The organism is Streptomyces sp. SAS_272 (assembly GCF_052543235.1).
The window spans coordinates 78,102-96,075 of record NZ_JBMNDR010000011.1 but is presented as its reverse complement, the minus strand read 5'-3'; the positions used below and the strand labels follow the sequence as shown (position 1 = coordinate 96,075).

Sequence of the window (17,974 nt, the reverse complement as noted above, 5' to 3'; positions counted from 1 at the left end):
CATCGGTCCGGACCATTGGCCGCGCCCGGTCCGGCCGGGACTCTGTTGCACACCCCAGGAACTGCTGTGTGAATCTGGGTCATATACGTGAACTCTGGGAGTGAACGAGGTGAGCCAGTCTTGAGCACATCCCGCAGGACCCTGCTCGGCGCGGCGCTCGGCGGTGCGGCGACGGCCTCGGTCGTCGGCCTGCCCGGCGCCGCGCACGCCGCCTCCTGGCAGCAGAAGTGGGCCCCGACGGCACGCCGTGACGGACTCGGCGCCTTCGAGACCGTCGAGGACGACCGCGCCGACTCCCACCCCGGCGGGCAGCCGCACATCCGGACCGAGGGCGACAACTGGCGTTTCACCATGCACAAGGCCGACCGGGACACCTCGACCGACCGTCAGCGCCAGGAGGTCACCGGCCTGCGCAACGGAAGCGGCGCCGACTACCTCACCTGGGGCCCGGGTCAGACCTGGCGGGTCACCTACTCGATGTACATCCCCGGCTCGCTCAAGGCGACCACCACCTTCACGCACATCATGCAGATGAAGCAGCCGGGCAACGGCACCTCCCCGATCGTCGTGCAGTCACTGCGCAGGGTGAACGGCCGGCAGACCATCGAGCTGAGACTCGCCGTCGACGACATCCTCGTCGGCCGCACCGACCTGGAACCGCTGCACGACAGGTGGACCGACGTCGATTTCCAGATCAAGGTCGGCAACGGCTCGGCGGGCTCGGTCCGGTGGATCCTCAAGAGCGGCGGCGCGACCGTCGTCGACGCCTCGAAGACCGGCGTCGACACCTTCCTGGCCGACCGGGTGCGCCCGAAGTGGGGCATCTACCGCTCCCTCGGCGACACCTCCGGGTCCCTGCAGGACACCTACCTTCTGCTCACGGATCTGCGCGGCTACCAGCTCGTGTGACGCGTGTGAGAGAGCCGTCCGCCGCCTCCCCTCGCCTCCCGGCGCGAGCCTGCGTAAACGCGGTCACCGTCCGACGGCACGAGCAGGCAGGATGTTCCCCGTGGCCGCCGCGCCACGACACCGGAGCACCGCGGGAGATCCCTCATGGCCGACTGCTATCCGTACCGCATCGCCGCCACGAGAGGGGAGCTGACCCTGATCTGGCGCCCCGGCGAGGGCGACGACCCCGCTGCGCTCGCTGTCGACGACCTGGGAAGGCTCCTCGCGTTCCACGACGCCGACACCCTCGAGGACCACTGCGACCGCAACGGCTGGGAGCTCGTCCGGGAGGGCGAGGCCGCTCTCGATCTCGCCGTCGTCCGCCGGTGGGCGGAACACCCCGACCACGGCCCGGTTCCGGCGGGACTGCTGCTGGAAGCCTGGAACTTCTTCGACGACCTCTCCCACAGCCTGGACGGCCACCCGGCCCTGCCCTCTCGGGGACCGCTCCAGGACCGCGCCTACGAGAAGATCTTCGGCGGCGAAGCCCTCGAGCCGACCGCCGGAGACGGAGCCTGGACGGACGAGGAGACCGGAGCGGTGCGTGAACTTCTCCGCTCGGGGCTGGAGCTCTGGGAGCAGGCCGTGAACGCGTCCGTCACCGCCTGACGGTCTCGGTCCTTCTACGGAGCCCGGCTCCCGGTCCGTCCGTCACAGGCCGCTGACCTTGCTGCTCGCCGTCACCTCGTAGACGAGGGTGACGGTGCGGTGGCCGCCGGGTGCGAGGACGAGGTTCCACCGGACGATGCCGTCGGCGTCGACCGCGTCGGGCGCGGGGGAGCAGGCGTCGTCGCGCAGGCGCGTCTGCACGGCTGAGATCTCGGAGACAGGCATCCGTTCCCGCACGACGATCACTGATCCGTCGGAGGCGTCGGAGGCGTCGGAGGCGTCGGGGGTGTCGTCCGGGGCGGAGAAGCGGGACAGATGCAGTCGGACGGTACGGGTCAGGACGGTTCGCTGGGTGAGGGCGGAGGTGTCGCGCACCTCTTCGGCGTCACGGACGACGCGGAGGTCGTCGAGGCTGCCGAAGGCGAGTTCGACGCGGGCTCCGGGAGCGGTGAAGTCCAGGGCGCCGCGGCCGCTGTACCCGCTGCGGCGCACCAGGTCGACCGGGCCGGCCAGCAGGGCGTGGCCGGACAGGTTGTCGAACCGGGCCACCTGGGTGACCAGCGGGGACAGCTCGGGCGCACAGGCGTGCTCCACGCTCGCCGTCGTGGTGAACGCGGAGAGCGGTACGCGGTGGGCGCGCCCGTCCCCGGGGACCCGTACCGGCGCGGGGGCATGCAGCACCCGCGTCTCGCCGCCGTCGTCCACTCCCGGCAGGCCGACCACCGGCGCCGGGCCGAGGTCGGCGATCTCCTCCTCGCGCAGTTCGACGTCGACGCTGCGGCGTTCCGCGGGGGAGCGGTCCTGGAGGGTGAGCCGGTCCTCCCGCAGCCGCGGCGGAACGGCGGCCTGCGCCGAACGGGCCGTGGACAGGGTCAACGTCACATCGGACCAGTCCTCGCCGGTGCGCTGCCAGACCATGGCGTCGGTCTCCAGTGAAAGGGAGTCTCCCTCGAGCACGGCCCGGTAGACGGGCCGCCACAGCGCACAGGCGGTGAGGTGGCTCAGCCGCAGACCGGCCGGCCCCGCGGCCGCCGCCTGCACCGTCAGTTCGATGTGGCCGGTCAGTTCGGCCGGTTCTTCCTCGGCCGCCTCCACGGCCCCCCGGGCCGCCGCGAGTTCGGCGGTGCGGGCGGCGAACCTGGCCTCCACGATGCGCAGTCGCTCTCCGTGGGAATCCCGCTCGCCGTCCAGACGGTCCAGTTCACGGTCCCAGCGGGGCCCTTCGACCTCTCCGTGACCGGCGCCCTCACCGATCTCACGCAACACATCGGCGGCGAGACGGCCGAGTGTGTCGAGGCGGGTGTGCAGCCGGTCGCGCTGCCGGCCCAGGACGAGCAGCTCTTCTTCGAGGGCGTGCACGCGGTGCCGCAGGGCGCTGTCGTCGTCGGTGGGCCGGGGCCCGCGGGGGCTCCAGCCACGGACGATCCGCGCGTCGAGCACGGTCGCCGGGGCGTCGGCGGTGATCTCGGCGTGCAGGGTCCGATCGACGGCCAGCGCGCTCACCGGCCCCAGACGCAGCCGCTGGATCCCGGCCTCGAGGTCGAGGACGGCGGTGCGCTCGACGTGGGCGCGGTCCTCCAGGCAGGTGACGGCCGTGACGGGCAGGGGGATCGGCTCGGGTGCCGTGGACATGGTGCGTCAGCTCCTGCGGTTGCCGCCGGCCAAGGTCTTGGCGGAGGGGATGCGGATCTCGTAGCCGCCGTCGAGGGCGGTGGTGGCGCCGGCGGGCAGCTCCACCCGCCAGACGCGGGTGCCGGGCACGTGGTGTTCGGCGGTGTCCGTGGGCGGCGCGGTCCAGTCGGCCCGTTCCTCGATCCGGACGTCCGGGTCGGAGGAGACCGGTACCCGTTCGCGGACCTCGACGGTGACGGGCTCGGCGAGCCGGTTGGCCAGCTCCACGTGGACGCGGTGGTCGAGCACGGTGGTGGTGTTGCGCAGCCCTGAGGTCGACTCGTGCAGATTCGTGCGGCGGGTCACCCGGATGCCCTCGGCCAGGCCCAGCCCCACCCGGCACACACCGCCGGGCGCGAGGGTGGGCAAGGCCGCGGTCAGCAGGAAGTCGTCGCCGGCGGTGATCTCCACGGGGCCCGCCGGCAGAGCCTGGTCGGTGGCGTTGGAGAGTTCCAGCGTCGCGTACACGGTCTGCTCCACGGACGGCACACAGAGGTACTCGGGGCGCAGACCGACCGAGATCTCACCGACGGTGACGGTGTGCCAGGCGCCGTCGGACGGGATGTCGGCGCGGGCGACGGCGTCGTAGCGGTGGTCGAACGAACCCGTCGACTCCCGGGGCCGTACGGCGTGGGCGGGCAGCGGCAGCGCGGCCACGCTCTCGGCGCGGCGGCGGTACTCGGCTGCCGTCGGGTCGAAGGGGACGTCGGGGAACAGCCGGCCGCGACGAGCGGGCTGTTCGTCCGGTCCGCACAGGACGAGAGCCGTGTAGTCGAGCTCGGATCCGCTCGGCCGCGGCGGACCGGCCTGACCGGGGACCGCGGGTGCGGATGAGGAAGCCCGGCGCGGCGCGGCCCGGCCGGGGGCCGCGGGCATGGCGGCCGGCGGCATGGCGGCGGCCGCGGCGGGAGAGCGGCCTGGTCCCGCCGGGCCGGAGAAAGCGGGCTGGGCGTGGCCTTCCCCTCCGCCGCCGAAGGCCTGCGGAGGGGTGCCGCCGGGAGCCGGGGGCGGTGCGCCGTAACCATGGGCTGCGGCGAGCGGTTGGCCGTAACCCTGCGGCGCCATGGGCGTCATCGGCGGAGGAGGCGGCGGGGGCACCGGGGCGCCGGCCGCAGCCACGGGCACAGGACCGCCCCCGATTCCGCCTGCCGCCCGTGCCACGGCGGGGCGGCGACCGGCCGCGTCGTATCCGGCGAAGAGGTCGGCCAGGCCCGACGGAGGCTCGCGCCAGCCGGACGGCGTGGGGTCCGTCTGACGACGTCCGATGCGCAGCGAGCGCAGCCTGGGCAGATCGGTACGGCGCCCGAGATCGGCGGTGGCCAGGGCGAGCCGGACGCCGGTCCAGTCCTCGCCGGTGCGCTGAGCGACGGAGGCGCGCAGCACCAGACGGCCGCTGCGCTCGCCCTGACGGTGCGTGAGCCGGTAGGCGGGCGCCCAGACCGCGCCGGGCACCGCGTACTCCAGCTCCACTTCCGCGTCCCCGGCGCCGTCGAAGGTCACCAGCGCGGAGACCGTGGTCCGCACGTGGTCGGCCGGCGCGTCGGTGGAGGCGCGTGCCAGCCGGTCGGCGGCGACCGCGAGGGCGTGCTCGGCCCGGCCCAGCGCCTTCTCCAGCTCGGCGAGACGGGAGTGCAGTCCGGTGAGCCGTTCGTCGACGAAGTCCGCGAGTTGCAGCCACGCGTCGACCGGGGTGCGGCGGTGCGGGTCGTCCCGCCTGCGGGCGGGCGGGACCGGACGCAGCGCCCTGACCTCGTCGATCAGCCGCACCTGCCGGTCGTGGCCGGCCTGCGCCGCCGCGCACTCCTCGCGCAGCGCCTCCACCTCGCTGCGCAACGCGTCGGGCACGGTGGCGCCGAGCGGCTCCGCCTCGACCTCCACGCGTGCCTCGATGACGCGTGAACGCTCGCCGCCGGTGACACGGACGCGCAGGGATCCGGCGTCCAGCGCGCGCGGGAGACCCGTCACACGGACCCGGCCGCCCGGGGGCACACTGCCCCGGGCCAGCCGGCGGCAGACGGCGCCCTGCGCGTACACCACGACCGAATCGAGGGCCGACCCCCACCTCGGTGCTGTCCCAGCCGTCATGTGCTCCGCCCCCGTCATGTCAGTGCTGGACGAAGCCTACGTCCGGGGCGGCCGGCCCCGTGGCCGAAGTCGTCGCCGTCGCGACCGGGCCGAGCGGGCCGACAAGCGAGGCACGGGTCGTGCGCCCCGACTGTCACATCTGGGCAGCAGCCTGGTCACAGGGCCTCGCGAAACCTTCCCGGCGGGGGCTTCCTCCCTGCCCGCCGTGGCACCATTCCTGCGCAAGCTTCACGTCCAGGGGGGACACCATGCGCATCCGCGCCACCATCGTCACCGCGGCCCTGCTTCTCGCCGCGCTCACCGCCTGCTCCTCGTCCGACGACGACGCCCCGGTCGCGAGCGACTCGGGCACGCCCGTCGCCGAGCCCACCATCAGCGTTCCCGCGGAGCACGAGGGCGACGACCTCAAGGCGGCCGTCGCCGTCTACACCGCCTCCTACTTCGCGGGCGACGCGGACACCGCGTACGGCATGTTGTCCGCGCGCTGCGCGAAGAAGATCACCAAGACCGCGTACTCCGAGGTGGTGAAGAAGGCGTCGGCCGACTACGGCGCGGACCACGCGGTGGGCGACGTGCAGGCCGAGGTGTCCGGCAGGACGGGGCGCGCCGGCTACAAGGTGACCGGGCTGCCGAAGTTCGACCAGCAGGCGCAGCCGTGGGTGTTGGAGGGCGACGCCTGGAAGTACGACGCCTGCTGACTCAAGGCCGGCCCGACGGGACGGGCTCCGCGGCCCTGCCGACGGAGAACCCGGTGACCCTGGCGCCGGTGCCGTCACGGGCGCCGTCACCGGCGGTGACGTCGACGGTGAGGGCGAGGCGCGCGGGCGTGGGTCCATCCTCCGGATGACGCCGGTAGGTCACCCGGTAGATCCGGGTGGGGCCGTCTCCGACGGAACGGATCGTCCGCTCGCGGCCTGTGGCGTACTGCGGAACCCACCGACGCGCGAACTCGTCGGCGGTGTCCCCGACCTGCTTGTCGGTGAGGGACCCTGCTCCACCACGCCGGTTCGACGACGAGGCGCTGAGCAGTTCCTTGTCGGGCCACCAGCCCGAGACGCTGCCGCGGTCGGTGTCCACGGTGATCTTCAGCCGAGCACCGCTCTTCTCCGTGGCGGACCCGGTGACCTCGGTGCCGCTGCCGTAGATGCCCTCGGCCGCGGAAGTGAGCCACTCGCCGGCCTGGACGGAGGACTCGACGAGGTCGCGTTCGTGCTCGTCGAGGGCCACGACGTCCACCCCGGTGACACGGCTGTCGAAGACCGCCGTCACCGCCGTCGCGCCGGCCACGGCGAGGGCGACGCCTCCGAGGAGATCGCGCAGCGGTCTGCGCGGGGGAGTGCGTCGCAGCCAGAGCCACAGCGCCCCGGCCAGGGAACCGGCCACGGCCCCCGTCGCGTTCGCCGCGAGATCGGTGACGCTGCAGGACCGGCCCAACGGCACAGCCGACTGCGCCAGTTCGACCGCCGCACTCAGGACGCCGCCGGCGGCAGCCACCGTGACGGGCCGGTGGAACACCAGGACGGCCAGGAACCCGGCAGGCGCGAAGAGGGCGATGTTCAGCAGGGAGCCCGCCGACGTGAACAGGTGCGAGGGAGCTCCCGTGTCGCACTGCCAGCCCTGGAGGCCGGCGTCGCCGGGGAGCAGTGTCACCGCCAGGACGCCGGCCAGCTGGACTGCCAGGGCCGTGCGCAGCGGCCAGGGCCTGCCGAGGGCCTTCGCCGCCAGCGCGGTGGGAACCGCCACGAGGGCGGCGAGGACCAGGAAGGAGGCGAGCAGCCCGGGCACGGCCGCGATGGACGCTTCGATCACGAGAGGACTCCGAGGACGGGCTGCCTGGGCGCCGGACATGCGCCCCGGGTACGGCCGGCACGGCGGCGGGCTCAGGCGCCGTCCCGTCGCGCGAACTGGAGGGACAGGGACCGCAGGACGTCGGCGGTCGAGGTGTCGGTGTTCCCCTCGTCGTGGACCTCGGCCAGGTGCACGAAGGCGTACGAGAAGCAGGTGGAAAGTGTGACGATGGCCGGCCCCAGCGCCTCCGTGATGATGGCCGTGGTCTCCTGGGCGGTGGCGTCGGCGGGCAGCTTGATCTCGGGCAGGGTATCCGCGAGGAGCGCGGAGATGGAGCCCGTCAGCACCGCCTTGGCGGCCGGGTTCTCGCGGGCCTGTCGCCGCATCTCGATCGCCTCGGTGAGGATGCCGACGACTCGCTGCATGATCTCGGATTGCTGCATGGTCGCAGCCTACGAGCGGGCGCGGTCCGGGGAGGGCGGATTACCGATCGGTCGCCACGACGGCGTTCGTCCGGCGCCGGACTTCACCGCACCGCACGGCACCGCACGGCGCCGCACCGCGACGTCGCGGGCGGGCGCGATCGAAGACGCCCGACAGAGGCATCCGTAAACCATCCGTACCTGGGAAGACGGCTTTTGATCTTCATCGACGTCCTCGGGGAGGAAGCTTCACCATGGCCGTACCTGTACGTGCTCAGCGTCCCGTGCGCCGACCCCGCCGGTTCGAACTCCGGGCGACGGCACTGTACTTCGTCCTTCTGGCCGTGCTGCTGACCCTGGTGGGCACGGTCGCCCGTACGGCTGCGGCCGCCGCCGAACGCCGCCCCGCCTGGGCTGTCGCGCTCGCGCTCGTGGCAGCGGGCGCTGTCGTGGCGGGTTGGCGTGGCGGGCGCAGGACATCGGCGGGGAGGCTCGCGCGCCGCGCCGCGGCGGCCCTGGACGAGGCCACGATGACCGCGGTCGAAGTCCTCGACGCCCCCGCCCCCGCACCCGCCCCCGCCTCTGCATCGGCGCCCGGCTGTGCGGCCGGGCCCCCCGCCGGTCGCGACGGCACGGAACGGACGCTCCCCCTCGTCGACCCCGTGGATCAGGCCGCCGTCGACACGGAGGAGATCGTTTACGAGGCTCTGGACCCCGACGAGTTCGAGCAGGCGATAGCCGACCTGTGCCTGCGCGACGGCTGCCGGGACGTCGAGGTCGTGGGCGGGGCCGGTGACCTGGGCGCGGACGTCGTGGCGACGACGCCGGACGGACGCCTGGTCGTCGTCCAGTGCAAGCGCTACTGCGATGCCAACCGAGTCGGTTCCCAGGACATGCAGCGGTTCGGCGGCACGTGTTACACCGTTCACGGCGCCGATGTCGCCGTCGTCGTCACCACCAGCGACTTCACCGGTCCCGCGCTCGAGTACGCCGGGCAGTGCGGCATCGTCTGCATGGACGGTCGAGAACTCCTGCGCTGGCAGGAGGGCGTGGGACCACGACCGTGGGAGCACGAGTTCCCGGCCGGCCAGGAGACATCGAGCGAGGGGCAGCCCGCGACGCCCTGGTGAGCGGGCGCACCAGGGCGTGCGGCCGAGGTGGCCGCGTCGGTGTGAGCGGGCGGTGAGCTCCGGCGGTGCTGCCCGGCGCCGCCCGAGCGCTGCGGTGACTCCGCGGGCAGCGGCGGGTGCCCGATCCCCTTCCGGCCACGGGATCGCGCCCCCGGGGCACGCGCCTTCCCGCCGGGTGAGAAGGAGCTCTTACCAGCCGTGATTATGATCCGCGTCCTCGATACGAAGGGGGCCTTGTGGGCATGTTCGGGCGGGGGGAGCGTCGTGACGGCCTGGAGCAGCCGCGCGACCGGGAGTTCACGTTTCTGTCCGAGGCGGAGGCCGCCCGGTTGCGGGTTCTGGTCCGTGACGCCTTCGCGGAGCGCGGCATCGACGTGACCGTCGAGCCGGGGCGCGTGGCCACGGGCTCGGGCTGGCGGTCCGGACTCACGAACCTCGCGGCCGTCTGCCACAACGACAGACGGGGGCCTCGACGCTGGCCCGCGCTCGTGGACCAGCACGTCGACCGGGTCGTGCGTTCGCTGAACGGACCGCAGGCCCTCAAGGCGCTGCCGCACGAACAGCTGCTGACTAGGCTGCACCCCCGGTTCATTCCCGGCGAACCCCGGCTCCTCAAGGCGTTCGGATACGGCCCCCCGTCGGTTCCGGGCCTGCTGGAGGTGCTGGCGCTCGACCTCCCCGAGACCGTCGACATGCTGACCGCGGACCACCTCGCCGGCCTGGGCGACCTCACGGCCCTGCGCGAGCGGGCGTTCCAGAACCTGCGGGCCGTCCGCGTCGACAGGGAGAGGGTCAAGGACAGGAGCGGCGCCCGTTTCGACGTGCTGAGGGGCGACTCGTACTTCGTCGCGAGCCTCGCCCTGGTCCTGGACGAGGTCGTACGCAGGTACGGCAAGGACGCCCCGACGCCGGACGGGATCCTCGTCGCACTGCCGCACCGCCACCGACTCGCCTACCACGTCATCCGCGACAGCGACGTGGTCCCCTCACTGAACCTCATGGCCCGGTTCGCCGCCAGGGGTCACGAGGAGTCACCGGGCGCGCTGAGCCCGGCGGTGTTCCGGTGGCAAGACGGTGAGTTCACCCAGGTCGCCACGTCGGACGATGCGGGTGAGCACGTCAAGCTCACCGCGGAGGGAGTCGCGCTGACGGCACGGGCCGTGGGCGGATAGTCAGACCCTGCGCAAGGCGCTCCGGTGGCGCGGTGTGGCCTTGGCGGGCACGTTCACACGTCGCGACGTCTGACGACGAGCACCGCGAGCGCGACGGTGACCAGCGGCCAGAGCAGGTAGACGATCCAGGAGCCGGTGACCGTGGCGGTGTAGTCCAGGGAACCGGGACCCGGCCCCCAGTTCTGGACCAGGCGCTTCCACGCGGACGCCACCAGCGCGTGTCTGACGTCCGCCGACCAACGGCTGCTCTCCGAGAACATTATGGGCAGCATCAGCAGCACGAAGACACAGGTGACCATGGTCCCGGCGGCGTGCCGGAGCACCACGCCGAGACCCAGACCGACCAGCGCGCTGACCGGAGCCAGCAGCGCGGACGCGGCCAGCGCCCGGAACACCCCGGGGTGGGTGATCGGAACGCCGGCCTGGTGCCCGTCCAGAATGGCCTGGGAGACCAGGAAGGAACCGGTGGATGCGGCCGTGCCGACCGCCGTCCACAGCGCCGCGGCGACGGCCGCCTTCGCCAGCACGACCGAGCCGCGGGCCGGGACGGCCACGGTGGTGGTGCGGATCAGGCCGCTGCTGTACTCGCTCACGACGGTGAGTGCGCCCATGCTGCCGGCGACCAGGATCAGCGTCCAGTAGCCGGCCGGCGGGTAGGCGTCGAAGGGGCGGAAGGCGGCGGGTCCGGAGAGCGCGGCGGCGTCCGACCAGGTGGCCACGGCGGCGGACCCGAGGACGAACAGGACGGTGAGAGCGAGCGTCCACGGGGTGGAGCGCAGGGACCGCGTCTTGATCCACTCAGCGGCGACGAGGTCGTGGAAGCGGGCGGGCGGCACGCAGGGCCGCGTGGCCGAGGCCGGCCGCGGCTCGGAGGCGGGTGTGGTCGTCGGGGTTGTCGTCATCGGGTCTTTCCTGCCGGGTATTCGACGCTGTCGGCGGTCAGTTCCATGAACGCCGCCTCGAGTGATGCGGTGCGGGTCGTCAGTTCGTCCACGCGGACACGGTTCTCGAAGGCGAGCGCTCCGACGCGGTCGGCCGCGAGGCCCCGCACGGAGAGCCTCCCGGCGTCCGCCGGGCCTTCCGGCTCGACCGAAGCGCCCGCCGCGGTGAGCACGGCCGTGAGCTCCACCGCCTGAGGGGTGACGACCACGACGCCGCGACGGGCGCCGCGAGCCGCGAAGTCCCGTAGCGGCTCGGCCGCGAGGAGGCGCCCCCGGCCGATGACGACCAGATCGTCGGCGGTGTTCTCCATCTCGGACATCAGATGACTGGACAGGAAGACCGTGCGGCCCTCGGCGGCCAGGCGACGGAAGAGCCGGCGCACCCAGAGCACGCCTTCCGGGTCCATGCCGTTGATCGGCTCGTCGAACATGAGCACGGGCGGGTCGCCGAGCAGGGTGGTCGCGATGCCCAGCCGCTGCTTCATGCCGAGGGAGAACCCGCCGATGCGGCGATGCGCCGCCTCGGCCAGCCCCGCCTCCCGCAGCACCTCCTCGACCCGACGGCGCGGGATGGCGTTGCTGCGGGCCAGAGCGGACAGATGGGCGTTCGCGCTGCGTCCGCCGTGGACCTGTCCGGCGTCGAGGAGTGCCCCGACGTGCCGCAGTCCGCGCGGGTGACGGTGGAACGGGACGCCGTCGACCGTGGTGGCCCCGGCGGTGGGGGCGTCCAGACCCAGGATCATCCGCAGGGTCGTGGACTTGCCGGCTCCGTTGGGGCCGAGGAATCCCGTGACCCGGCCCGGACGCACGGTGAAGGAGAGATGGTCGACAGCCGTCCTGCCGCCGTAGCGCTTGGTGAGTTCACTGACTTCGATCACGACCGCCACACTGCCGGGCCGACTCCCCTCCGGACATGGGGCCGTGGGCGGCAATCACGAGGTCGGGGTTCGCCCGTGGGCGTACGCCCACGGGCCGATGCCCGGCGGACGGCGGCCGGTTAGTCTCGCGACGTGGAACCCGAGTCGATCACTTCGCTGCCCGTGCGCGCCGCACCCCGCGGCGCCGTCCCCGGGAAGGAGGGCCGCCGATGACGAGAACGACGGGCGTGGCCTGGGCGGGCGGCGCCCTCTACCTCCTCACGGTGGTTCTGCTGGTGGGGGCCGCGCCGCGGGCCTCGGGCACGGTCCACGGGGTGGGAGCCCTGCTGGCCGCGAGCCTGCTCGTCGGCGCGGTCCGCCGTATGCCGCTGCCGGCTCTGACCATGGCGCTCATCGGATCCACCGCGGTGGTGGTGGGTCCTCCGAGCCCCGTCGACGACGATCTGTCGGCGGCCTACCAGGGTCAGTTCCTCGCGTTCGTGGCGGTCGACCTCGTGCTGGGCTTCATCGTCGCCACCCGTCCACGGCGGACGGCGACGGTCGCCGTGATCGCGTCCCTCACCGTGCAGCTTCTGGTGATCGGCGGCTTCACACACGGGGACGGAGTGGCCGGCAACCTGGTGATCGCGCTCTTGTCGACGGTCGCGTGCTGCATGGCCGGCCTGCTCGGCCGCGAGCGCCGCGAGCACGCGGCGGCGTTGCGTTCGCAGGAGGTGGCCGAGGCGGTGACCACGGAACGTCTGCGGATCGCACGGGAGTTGCACGACATGGTGGCGCACAGCATCGGCGTCATCGCCATTCAGGCGGGCGTCGGCAGCAGGGTCATCCGGACCCAGCCGGCCCAGGCGCGCGAGGCCCTGAGCGTCATCGAGGCCACCAGCAGGGAGACGCTGTCGGGCCTTCGGCGCACCCTGGTGTCGCTGCGTCAGGCGGACCGGGGCGCGTCCGCCTCGCAGCAGTCACCGCTCTCGCCCCCGGCGGGCCTCGCGGACGTCGAACGGCTGGCGGCCGCGACCGCGGACGCGGGGGTGAGCGTCGACGTGCGCCGCGCCGGGCGGCAGCGTCACCTGCCGCCCGACGTCGACCTGTCCGCCTACCGCATCGTGCAGGAGGCGCTGACCAACGTGGTCCGCCACGCGGGCACCTCGTGCTGTCAGGTGTCCATCGACTACGGGGACGAGGAACTGCTCGTGGAAATCGTCGACGACGGACGCGGCGCCACCGGCGGCGGTCCGGTCCACGGCTTCGGGATCGTCGGGATGCGGGAGCGCGTCGGCCTGCTGCACGGCCGTCTCAGCGTCGGGCCGCGCCCCGAGGGGGGCTTCCGGGTGGCCGCCCGACTGCCGCTGCCCGCGCACGCCGGAGCCCAGGCGGCCACCCGATGACCGTCCGGGTGGTGCTCGCCGACGACCAGCCGCTGGTCCGGTCCGGCCTGCGGGTGCTCATGGCCGACCACCCCGACCTCGAGGTCGTGGGCGAGGCCGCCACCGGCGCCGAGGCCGTCCGACTGGTCGAGGACACCGACCCCGACATCGTGGTCATGGACATCCGGATGCCCGGCATGGACGGCATCGAGGCCACCCGCCTGATCACCGCCGGTCCGGCGACCACCCGCGTCCTCGTCCTCACCACGTTCGACGAGGACGACCACGTGTACGGCGCACTCCGGGCCGGCGCCAGCGGCTTCCTGGTCAAGGACATGGGGTTGGACGACATCCTCGCGGCGATCCGCGTGGTCGCGGCCGGGGACGCCCTGATCGCACCGGGTGTGACGCGCCGTCTGATAGCGGAATTCGTCAGGCGCCCCACTCCTGCCCCGGAGCGCCCCCCGCGCCCGGTCGGAGGCATCACCGAGCGTGAACGGGAAGTGCTGACCCTGGTCGGACGCGGACGCTCGAACACCGAGATAGCCGAGGACCTCTTCATCACGACGGCCACCGCCAAGTCCCACGTGTCACGGCTGCTCACGAAACTGGGCGCCCGGGACCGGGTGCAATTGGTCATCACCGCCTACGAGTCGGGGCTCGTTCCGCCGCCCCGCTGACCCCTCGGCCGGACCCGGTTCCGGTCGGTCCGGGCGGGCCGCCCGTTCGTCCGCGCCGGGGAAGGTCTTCTGCGCTGCCCGGGTCCCTCGAGGCCGCTTCGGAGGGCTGTGTCGGACGCCACTCGTGTGGCGGGCATGTCGAGCCGCATCGCGGGTACCGGCGCTCGTGAGCGGGGGAGTGAGGGCGAGACGAGTGGAATCGCATGCCGACGGAGACGGCTGTACCGGGCCGCGACAGCACCTCATGCGCACCGCCTACGCGATGGGCGGCGCCGACAGCTGTATCGCCGACGCCCGCCACCACGCCCTCGCGTTCCTCGACCGGGCCCGCATCGACCATCGTCTGCGCGTGCCCGACCGGGTGCGGGACATCATCCAGCTGGTGGTCAGCGAACTGGTCACCAACGCCCGCAAGTACGCTCCCGGTCCCGTTCTGATGGAGCTGCGTCTCACCGCCGACAGCGTGGACGTCGCCGTATGGGACAACGACCCCACCGTCCCCATGGCCCGGCCCGCCGACCCGGACAGGATCGGCCAGCACGGTCTGGAGATCGTCAAGGCCGTCACCGCGCACCTCTTCGTGGAGCAGGAACCGGTCGGAAAGCGCATCACGGCCCGGATCGCCCTGGCCGACCCGCCCGGCGGCGGCACCGCCGCCCGCCGTACGTGGTAGCGCGGCGGCGGCCTGCCGACAGGTCCTGACAGAGCGCCGCTAGGCCTTCAGCGAGGCCAGCACGTGTTCAGCGAGCTTCTTCGCGCTCGCGGCCCCGTTGTCGGCGCCGTCCGTGGACAGCACGCTGACGACGGCCGTGCCGGAGCGGGAGGCGATCAACGTGGTGCCGGTCTCCCAGGCGCTGCTGGTCAGCGTGATGGTGTACGCCTCGTCCCCGAGTCCGGCCGTGGCGGCGCCGGTGACCTTCACCTTGCTGTGGGTGTCGGAGTCCGTGTAACTCGGGCAGGCGGCGACGACGTCCGCCAGGTCCTTGAGCACGTCCGCACCCGTGGAGCCGCGGTAGACGTCGATCTCCTGGTCGAGTTCGGCGGACGTGTTCTGGTCGATGTAGGAGTTCTGCGCGAACGAGACGCCCTCGACGCCGGTGAGGCTGATCCAGCTGGTGGCCGCGAGGTCGGCGCAGTGCGGCTCGGCGGCGCTCTTCGTGGCCGGAGCCTGGTAGGTGTCGCCGGTGTCGCGGGCCAGACTCGCGTCGGCGGCGAAGCCGGAGGGGAAGTACGAGGCGGGCGCCAGCGCCTTCTTCAGTTGCGTCCCCGTCAGCAGACCGGCGTCGGGGTCGGCGGCCTTCGACGGCGTGGTGGACACGGCCGGGCTGTCGGCGGAGTCCGCGGAGCCGGACGAGGAGCAGGCGGCCAGGGCCAGCGGGAGTGCCGCGACGGCGAGCATCTTGGCGGTACGGGACGGGAGACGCATCGAGGTCCTCAAGAGTGACATGCATGGTGCGCCAGGCCTGGGTGGGGGACCGGGAACGGGTGCGCCGTGAGCGCGCGGGGTGCCTTCGGCCTGGCCGGCGGGGCCGCAAGGTTGCCGGGCCCGGAGCGACCTTAGGCGGGTGCCGGCCACGGAATGATCACCGGATACTCAAGGCCAGGTCAAAGCATGTGCCCCCACGAAGGTTTTGCCGTGTCTTGGGGAAGCCGCGAAGCGGTCGAGGAACGGGACCGCAGGGCGGGGCGGGCGGCGAGGACGTGGAATTATCCGGGCTCCGCCCGTGCTGTCGTATCCACCAAGGTGGGACGCCGACGGTGTGCGAGCGAGCAGCGTGAGCGGCCGAGGCGGGCGATGGGAAGGAACCGACATGGCAGCGCAGACGCAGAGGGCCGTGCTAGCGGGCGGATGCTTCTGGGGGATGCAGGACTTGATCCGTCGGCTCCCGGGCGTGAGCGCGACCCGGGTCGGCTACACCGGGGGTGACGTGCCGAACGCGACCTACCGCAACCACGGGACCCACGCGGAGGCCATCGAGATCCTCTTCGACCCGGACAAGACCGACTTCCGGACCGTCCTGGAGCTCTTCTTCCAGATCCACGACCCGAGCACCAAGAACCGCCAGGGCAACGACATCGGGCTCAGTTACCGCTCGGCGATCTACTACGTGGACGACGAGCAGAAGCGGATCGCCGAGGACACCATCGCCGACGTCGACGCCTCCGGACTGTGGCCGGGCAAGGTCGTCACCGAAGTGGAGCCGGTCGGGCCCTTCTGGGAGGCCGAGCCCGAGCACCAGGACTACCTGGAGCGCTACCCCGACGGCTACACCTGTCACTTCCCGCGCCCGGGCTGGCGGCTGCCCGCCCGCAAGGACGCCTGACCCGCCGCGCCGCCGGCGCAGGGTCCTCTCCCGTCCGGGCCGCCCGGGTCCTTCCGGGTCGGCCCGGTCCTGGTCAGCGCTGCGCGTCCCCGGCCTGGACCAGACCGGTCTCGTAGGCGATGACGACCAGCTGGGCACGGTCGCGGGCGCCCAGTTTGGTCATCGCGCGGTTGGCGTGCGTCTTGGCGGTGACCGGGGTGACGAAGAGGCGTTCGGCGATCTCGTCGTTGGACAGGCCGCCGGCCACCAGGGTCATCACCTCGCGTTCGCGGGGAGTCAGCGCGGCCAGCCGCGCGGGGTCCACGAGGTCGCCGGGGGAGGGGTGGGCGAGGACCCGCGCGATGAGGCCCTTGGTGGCCGTGGGGGAGAGCAACGCCTCGCCGGCGGCGACGAGGCGGACGGCGTCGAGCAGCTGAACCGGCTCGATGCCCTTGCCGAGGAAGCCGCTGGCGCCGGCCCGGAGCGCCTCAACGACGAGCTCGTCCTCCTCGAACGTGGTCAGCACCAGGACCTTGACGCCGGCCAGGTCCTCGTCCTGGCCGATCAGCCGGGTGGCCTCGATGCCGTCGACCTCGGGCATCCGGATGTCCATCACCACGACGTCGGCGCGTTCGGCACGGGCCAGCCGTGCCGCCTCGCGGCCGTTGGACGCCTCGGCGACGACCTCCATGTCCGGCTGTGCGTCGAGCAGGAGCCGGAAGGTGCCCCTCAGAAGGGCCTGGTCGTCGGCGAGCAGAACACGGATCGTCACGGGCGGGGCTGTCCTCACGGGTCGGTCAGACGGTTGCGGGGGCGAGGGAGAGCGGCAGGTCGGCGACGACCCGGAAGCCGCCTTCGGGCAGCGGGCCGGCGGTGACGGTCCCGCCGATGGCGGTGGCGCGCTCGCGCATGCCGATCAAGCCGTGACCGGCGCCCGGTCCCGGGGGCGCGCCGGGGCCTCCGTCGTCGGTGACGGTGACCCGGAGCAGGTGCGGACCGTACTCCAGGGTCACGGTGGCCCGGGTGGCGGACGCGTGCTTGTGGGTGTTGGTGAGGGCTTCCTGGACGATGCGATAGGCGGTCAGCTCGGTGGCGGGGGCCTGCGGCGTGGGGTTGCCGGTACGGGACACGTGCACCGACAGTCCGCCCGCCCGGAGTCCGCCGGCGAGGGCGTCGAGATCGGCGAGCCGGGGGATGGGGGCCCGGGCGCCGGGCGTGTCGTCGGGCTGGCGCAACAGACCGACCGTGGCACGCAGTTCGTCGAGTGCGGCGCGGCTGTTGTCCTTGATGTGGGCCAACGCCTCGAACGCCTGGTCGGGGTTGGCGCGCATGAGGTGGTGGGCCACTCCGGCCTGGGCGTTGACCAGAGTGATGTGGTGGGCGACGACGTCGTGCAGATCGCGCGCGATGCGCACCCGCTCCTCGGTGACGCGGCGCCGGGCTTCCTCCTCCTGTGCGTTCTCGGCGCGGACCGCGCGTGCCCTGGCCTCGGCGAGGTGGTCGCGACGGTTGCGGACGGCGCGGCCCAGCGCGGTCGCGGCGATCGCCAGGTCGAGCCGCAACAGGCTGGAACTGCCCACCACGGATTCCGCGTGGGCGGCGGCGTGAACACCCGTGACCGCAACGGCGGCGGCCAGGCCGACGGTCCACGCGGTGCGCCGGCTGCCGAGGGCCGCGAGCGTGTACAGGGCCACCAGCCCGGCCGCAGGGGCCATGTCGGCGCCGGGAACGAGGGCCGTCAAGGTGAGTCCGGTCGCCAGTGTGACGAGGGCGACGGGCAGCGGCCACCGGCTGCGGACGACCAGGGGCAGACAGGACAGCCCCGACCACACCGCCTCCTGCCAGCGCGGCTCGTGCCAGGAGGACTCGCCGACGGCGGTCGCCGACACGGCCACCACCATCAGCGGCACCGCCGGGAGCGCATCGCGCACACGGTCATGACGGGCGAGCCAGGGGCGCCACACCATACTCACGTCCATTTCC

The 17,974-nt window shown here is 72.9% G+C and carries 18 protein-coding genes; 9 read left to right on the top strand and 9 right to left on the bottom strand.

What is annotated here, in order from left to right; all coding sequences use genetic code 11:
- Positions 1–120: 120 nt before the first annotated feature.
- Entirely contained in the window at positions 121–909 is a 789-nt protein-coding gene (locus tag ACN6LD_RS10250) for a heparin lyase I family protein (RefSeq protein WP_319195068.1), read from the top strand.
- Between the two features lie 144 nt (positions 910–1,053).
- Positions 1,054–1,557 carry a hypothetical protein gene (locus ACN6LD_RS10245; protein ID WP_319195070.1) on the top strand — a complete coding sequence of 168 codons (504 nt, stop codon included), beginning with the start codon at positions 1,054–1,056 and terminating at the stop codon, positions 1,555–1,557.
- 42 nt (positions 1,558–1,599) lie between these two features.
- Here ACN6LD_RS10245 and ACN6LD_RS10240 read toward each other — a convergent pair whose 3' ends face one another.
- Together ACN6LD_RS10240 and ACN6LD_RS10235 are read right to left on the bottom strand one after the other, a co-directional pair.
- Positions 1,600–3,189, bottom strand: coding sequence for a DUF4139 domain-containing protein (locus tag ACN6LD_RS10240; RefSeq protein ID WP_445042939.1), 1,590 nt, complete (start codon positions 3,187–3,189; stop codon positions 1,600–1,602).
- Between the two features lie 6 nt (positions 3,190–3,195).
- Complete coding sequence (locus ACN6LD_RS10235; RefSeq protein ID WP_445042938.1) at positions 3,196–5,313, bottom strand: DUF4139 domain-containing protein; 2,118 nt, start codon at positions 5,311–5,313, stop codon at positions 3,196–3,198.
- A gap of 248 nt (positions 5,314–5,561) precedes the next feature.
- Between ACN6LD_RS10235 and ACN6LD_RS10230 the strand changes: the two genes are divergently transcribed.
- On the top strand, positions 5,562–6,011 hold the full coding sequence (locus ACN6LD_RS10230) for a hypothetical protein (RefSeq protein WP_319195075.1): 450 nt from the start codon (positions 5,562–5,564) through the stop codon (positions 6,009–6,011).
- Position 6,012: 1 nt separating this feature from the next.
- Here the strand turns inward: ACN6LD_RS10230 and ACN6LD_RS10225 are convergent, their stop codons facing one another.
- Positions 6,013–7,122 (bottom strand): VanZ family protein, encoded by a 1,110-nt coding sequence (locus ACN6LD_RS10225; protein WP_445042937.1) that lies wholly within the window; start codon positions 7,120–7,122, stop codon positions 6,013–6,015.
- A 71-nt stretch (positions 7,123–7,193) separates the two neighbouring features.
- Complete coding sequence (locus ACN6LD_RS10220) at positions 7,194–7,544, bottom strand: hypothetical protein (protein WP_319195079.1); 351 nt, start codon at positions 7,542–7,544, stop codon at positions 7,194–7,196.
- Between the two features lie 233 nt (positions 7,545–7,777).
- Between ACN6LD_RS10220 and ACN6LD_RS10215 the strand changes: the two genes are divergently transcribed.
- Both ACN6LD_RS10215 and ACN6LD_RS10210 read left to right on the top strand, forming a co-directional pair.
- Positions 7,778–8,653, top strand: coding sequence for a restriction endonuclease (locus ACN6LD_RS10215; RefSeq protein WP_445042936.1), 876 nt, complete (start codon positions 7,778–7,780; stop codon positions 8,651–8,653).
- A gap of 242 nt (positions 8,654–8,895) precedes the next feature.
- Positions 8,896–9,825 (top strand): hypothetical protein, encoded by a 930-nt coding sequence (locus tag ACN6LD_RS10210; RefSeq protein ID WP_445042935.1) that lies wholly within the window; start codon positions 8,896–8,898, stop codon positions 9,823–9,825.
- A 53-nt stretch (positions 9,826–9,878) separates the two neighbouring features.
- On the opposite strand, the gene ACN6LD_RS10205 is transcribed toward ACN6LD_RS10210, so the two are convergent.
- Positions 9,879–10,727, bottom strand: coding sequence for an ABC transporter permease (locus ACN6LD_RS10205; protein ID WP_319190043.1), 849 nt, complete (start codon positions 10,725–10,727; stop codon positions 9,879–9,881).
- Positions 10,724–11,644, bottom strand: coding sequence for an ABC transporter ATP-binding protein (locus ACN6LD_RS10200; protein ID WP_445042934.1), 921 nt, complete (start codon positions 11,642–11,644; stop codon positions 10,724–10,726). Before ACN6LD_RS10200 ends, ACN6LD_RS10205 begins: the two co-directional genes overlap by 4 nt.
- A 209-nt stretch (positions 11,645–11,853) precedes the next feature.
- Here ACN6LD_RS10200 and ACN6LD_RS10195 point away from each other — a divergent pair, with 209 nt between their 5' ends.
- The 3 genes from ACN6LD_RS10195 to ACN6LD_RS10185 all read left to right on the top strand — a co-directional run bounded on the left by ACN6LD_RS10195 (position 11,854) and on the right by ACN6LD_RS10185 (position 14,361).
- A complete protein-coding gene (locus tag ACN6LD_RS10195) occupies positions 11,854–13,029 on the top strand; it encodes a sensor histidine kinase (RefSeq protein WP_319190039.1) in 1,176 nt (391 codons plus the stop codon).
- Complete coding sequence (locus tag ACN6LD_RS10190; protein WP_319190037.1) at positions 13,026–13,688, top strand: response regulator transcription factor; 663 nt, start codon at positions 13,026–13,028, stop codon at positions 13,686–13,688. The genes ACN6LD_RS10195 and ACN6LD_RS10190 overlap by 4 nt, the downstream gene beginning before the upstream one ends.
- Positions 13,689–13,932: 244 nt before the next feature.
- Positions 13,933–14,361 carry an ATP-binding protein gene (locus ACN6LD_RS10185; protein ID WP_445042933.1) on the top strand — a complete coding sequence of 143 codons (429 nt, stop codon included), beginning with the start codon at positions 13,933–13,935 and terminating at the stop codon, positions 14,359–14,361.
- A gap of 39 nt (positions 14,362–14,400) precedes the next feature.
- On the opposite strand, the gene ACN6LD_RS10180 is transcribed toward ACN6LD_RS10185, so the two are convergent.
- Positions 14,401–15,114, bottom strand: coding sequence for a hypothetical protein (locus ACN6LD_RS10180; protein WP_319190034.1), 714 nt, complete (start codon positions 15,112–15,114; stop codon positions 14,401–14,403).
- 385 nt (positions 15,115–15,499) lie between these two features.
- Between ACN6LD_RS10180 and msrA the strand changes: the two genes are divergently transcribed.
- The gene (gene msrA / locus ACN6LD_RS10175) at positions 15,500–16,012 is read left to right on the top strand and encodes a peptide-methionine (S)-S-oxide reductase MsrA (protein ID WP_445042932.1); all 513 of its coding nucleotides are present in this window, start codon (positions 15,500–15,502) and stop codon (positions 16,010–16,012) included.
- A gap of 73 nt (positions 16,013–16,085) precedes the next feature.
- Here msrA and ACN6LD_RS10170 read toward each other — a convergent pair whose 3' ends face one another.
- Positions 16,086–16,763, bottom strand: coding sequence for a response regulator (locus ACN6LD_RS10170; RefSeq protein ID WP_445042931.1), 678 nt, complete (start codon positions 16,761–16,763; stop codon positions 16,086–16,088).
- Between the two features lie 25 nt (positions 16,764–16,788).
- The gene (locus ACN6LD_RS10165; protein WP_445042930.1) at positions 16,789–17,970 is read right to left on the bottom strand and encodes a sensor histidine kinase; all 1,182 of its coding nucleotides are present in this window, start codon (positions 17,968–17,970) and stop codon (positions 16,789–16,791) included.
- Positions 17,971–17,974: the final 4 nt, after the last annotated feature.

Coding starts and splice junctions, on each gene's coding strand:
- ACN6LD_RS10245 (WP_319195070.1), top strand. CDS start 1,054: ATGGCCGACTGCTATCCGTACCGCATCGCCGCCACGAGAGGGGAGCTG.
- ACN6LD_RS10240 (WP_445042939.1), bottom strand. CDS start 3,189: ATGTCCACGGCACCCGAGCCGATCCCCCTGCCCGTCACGGCCGTCACC.
- ACN6LD_RS10235 (WP_445042938.1), bottom strand. CDS start 5,313: ATGACGGCTGGGACAGCACCGAGGTGGGGGTCGGCCCTCGATTCGGTC.
- ACN6LD_RS10230 (WP_319195075.1), top strand. CDS start 5,562: ATGCGCATCCGCGCCACCATCGTCACCGCGGCCCTGCTTCTCGCCGCG.
- ACN6LD_RS10220 (WP_319195079.1), bottom strand. CDS start 7,544: ATGCAGCAATCCGAGATCATGCAGCGAGTCGTCGGCATCCTCACCGAG.
- ACN6LD_RS10215 (WP_445042936.1), top strand. CDS start 7,778: ATGGCCGTACCTGTACGTGCTCAGCGTCCCGTGCGCCGACCCCGCCGG.
- ACN6LD_RS10210 (WP_445042935.1), top strand. CDS start 8,896: ATGTTCGGGCGGGGGGAGCGTCGTGACGGCCTGGAGCAGCCGCGCGAC.
- ACN6LD_RS10205 (WP_319190043.1), bottom strand. CDS start 10,727: ATGACGACAACCCCGACGACCACACCCGCCTCCGAGCCGCGGCCGGCC.
- ACN6LD_RS10195 (WP_319190039.1), top strand. CDS start 11,854: ATGACGAGAACGACGGGCGTGGCCTGGGCGGGCGGCGCCCTCTACCTC.
- ACN6LD_RS10190 (WP_319190037.1), top strand. CDS start 13,026: ATGACCGTCCGGGTGGTGCTCGCCGACGACCAGCCGCTGGTCCGGTCC.
- ACN6LD_RS10185 (WP_445042933.1), top strand. CDS start 13,933: ATGCGCACCGCCTACGCGATGGGCGGCGCCGACAGCTGTATCGCCGAC.
- ACN6LD_RS10180 (WP_319190034.1), bottom strand. CDS start 15,114: ATGCGTCTCCCGTCCCGTACCGCCAAGATGCTCGCCGTCGCGGCACTC.
- msrA (WP_445042932.1), top strand. CDS start 15,500: ATGGCAGCGCAGACGCAGAGGGCCGTGCTAGCGGGCGGATGCTTCTGG.
- ACN6LD_RS10165 (WP_445042930.1), bottom strand. CDS start 17,970: ATGGACGTGAGTATGGTGTGGCGCCCCTGGCTCGCCCGTCATGACCGT.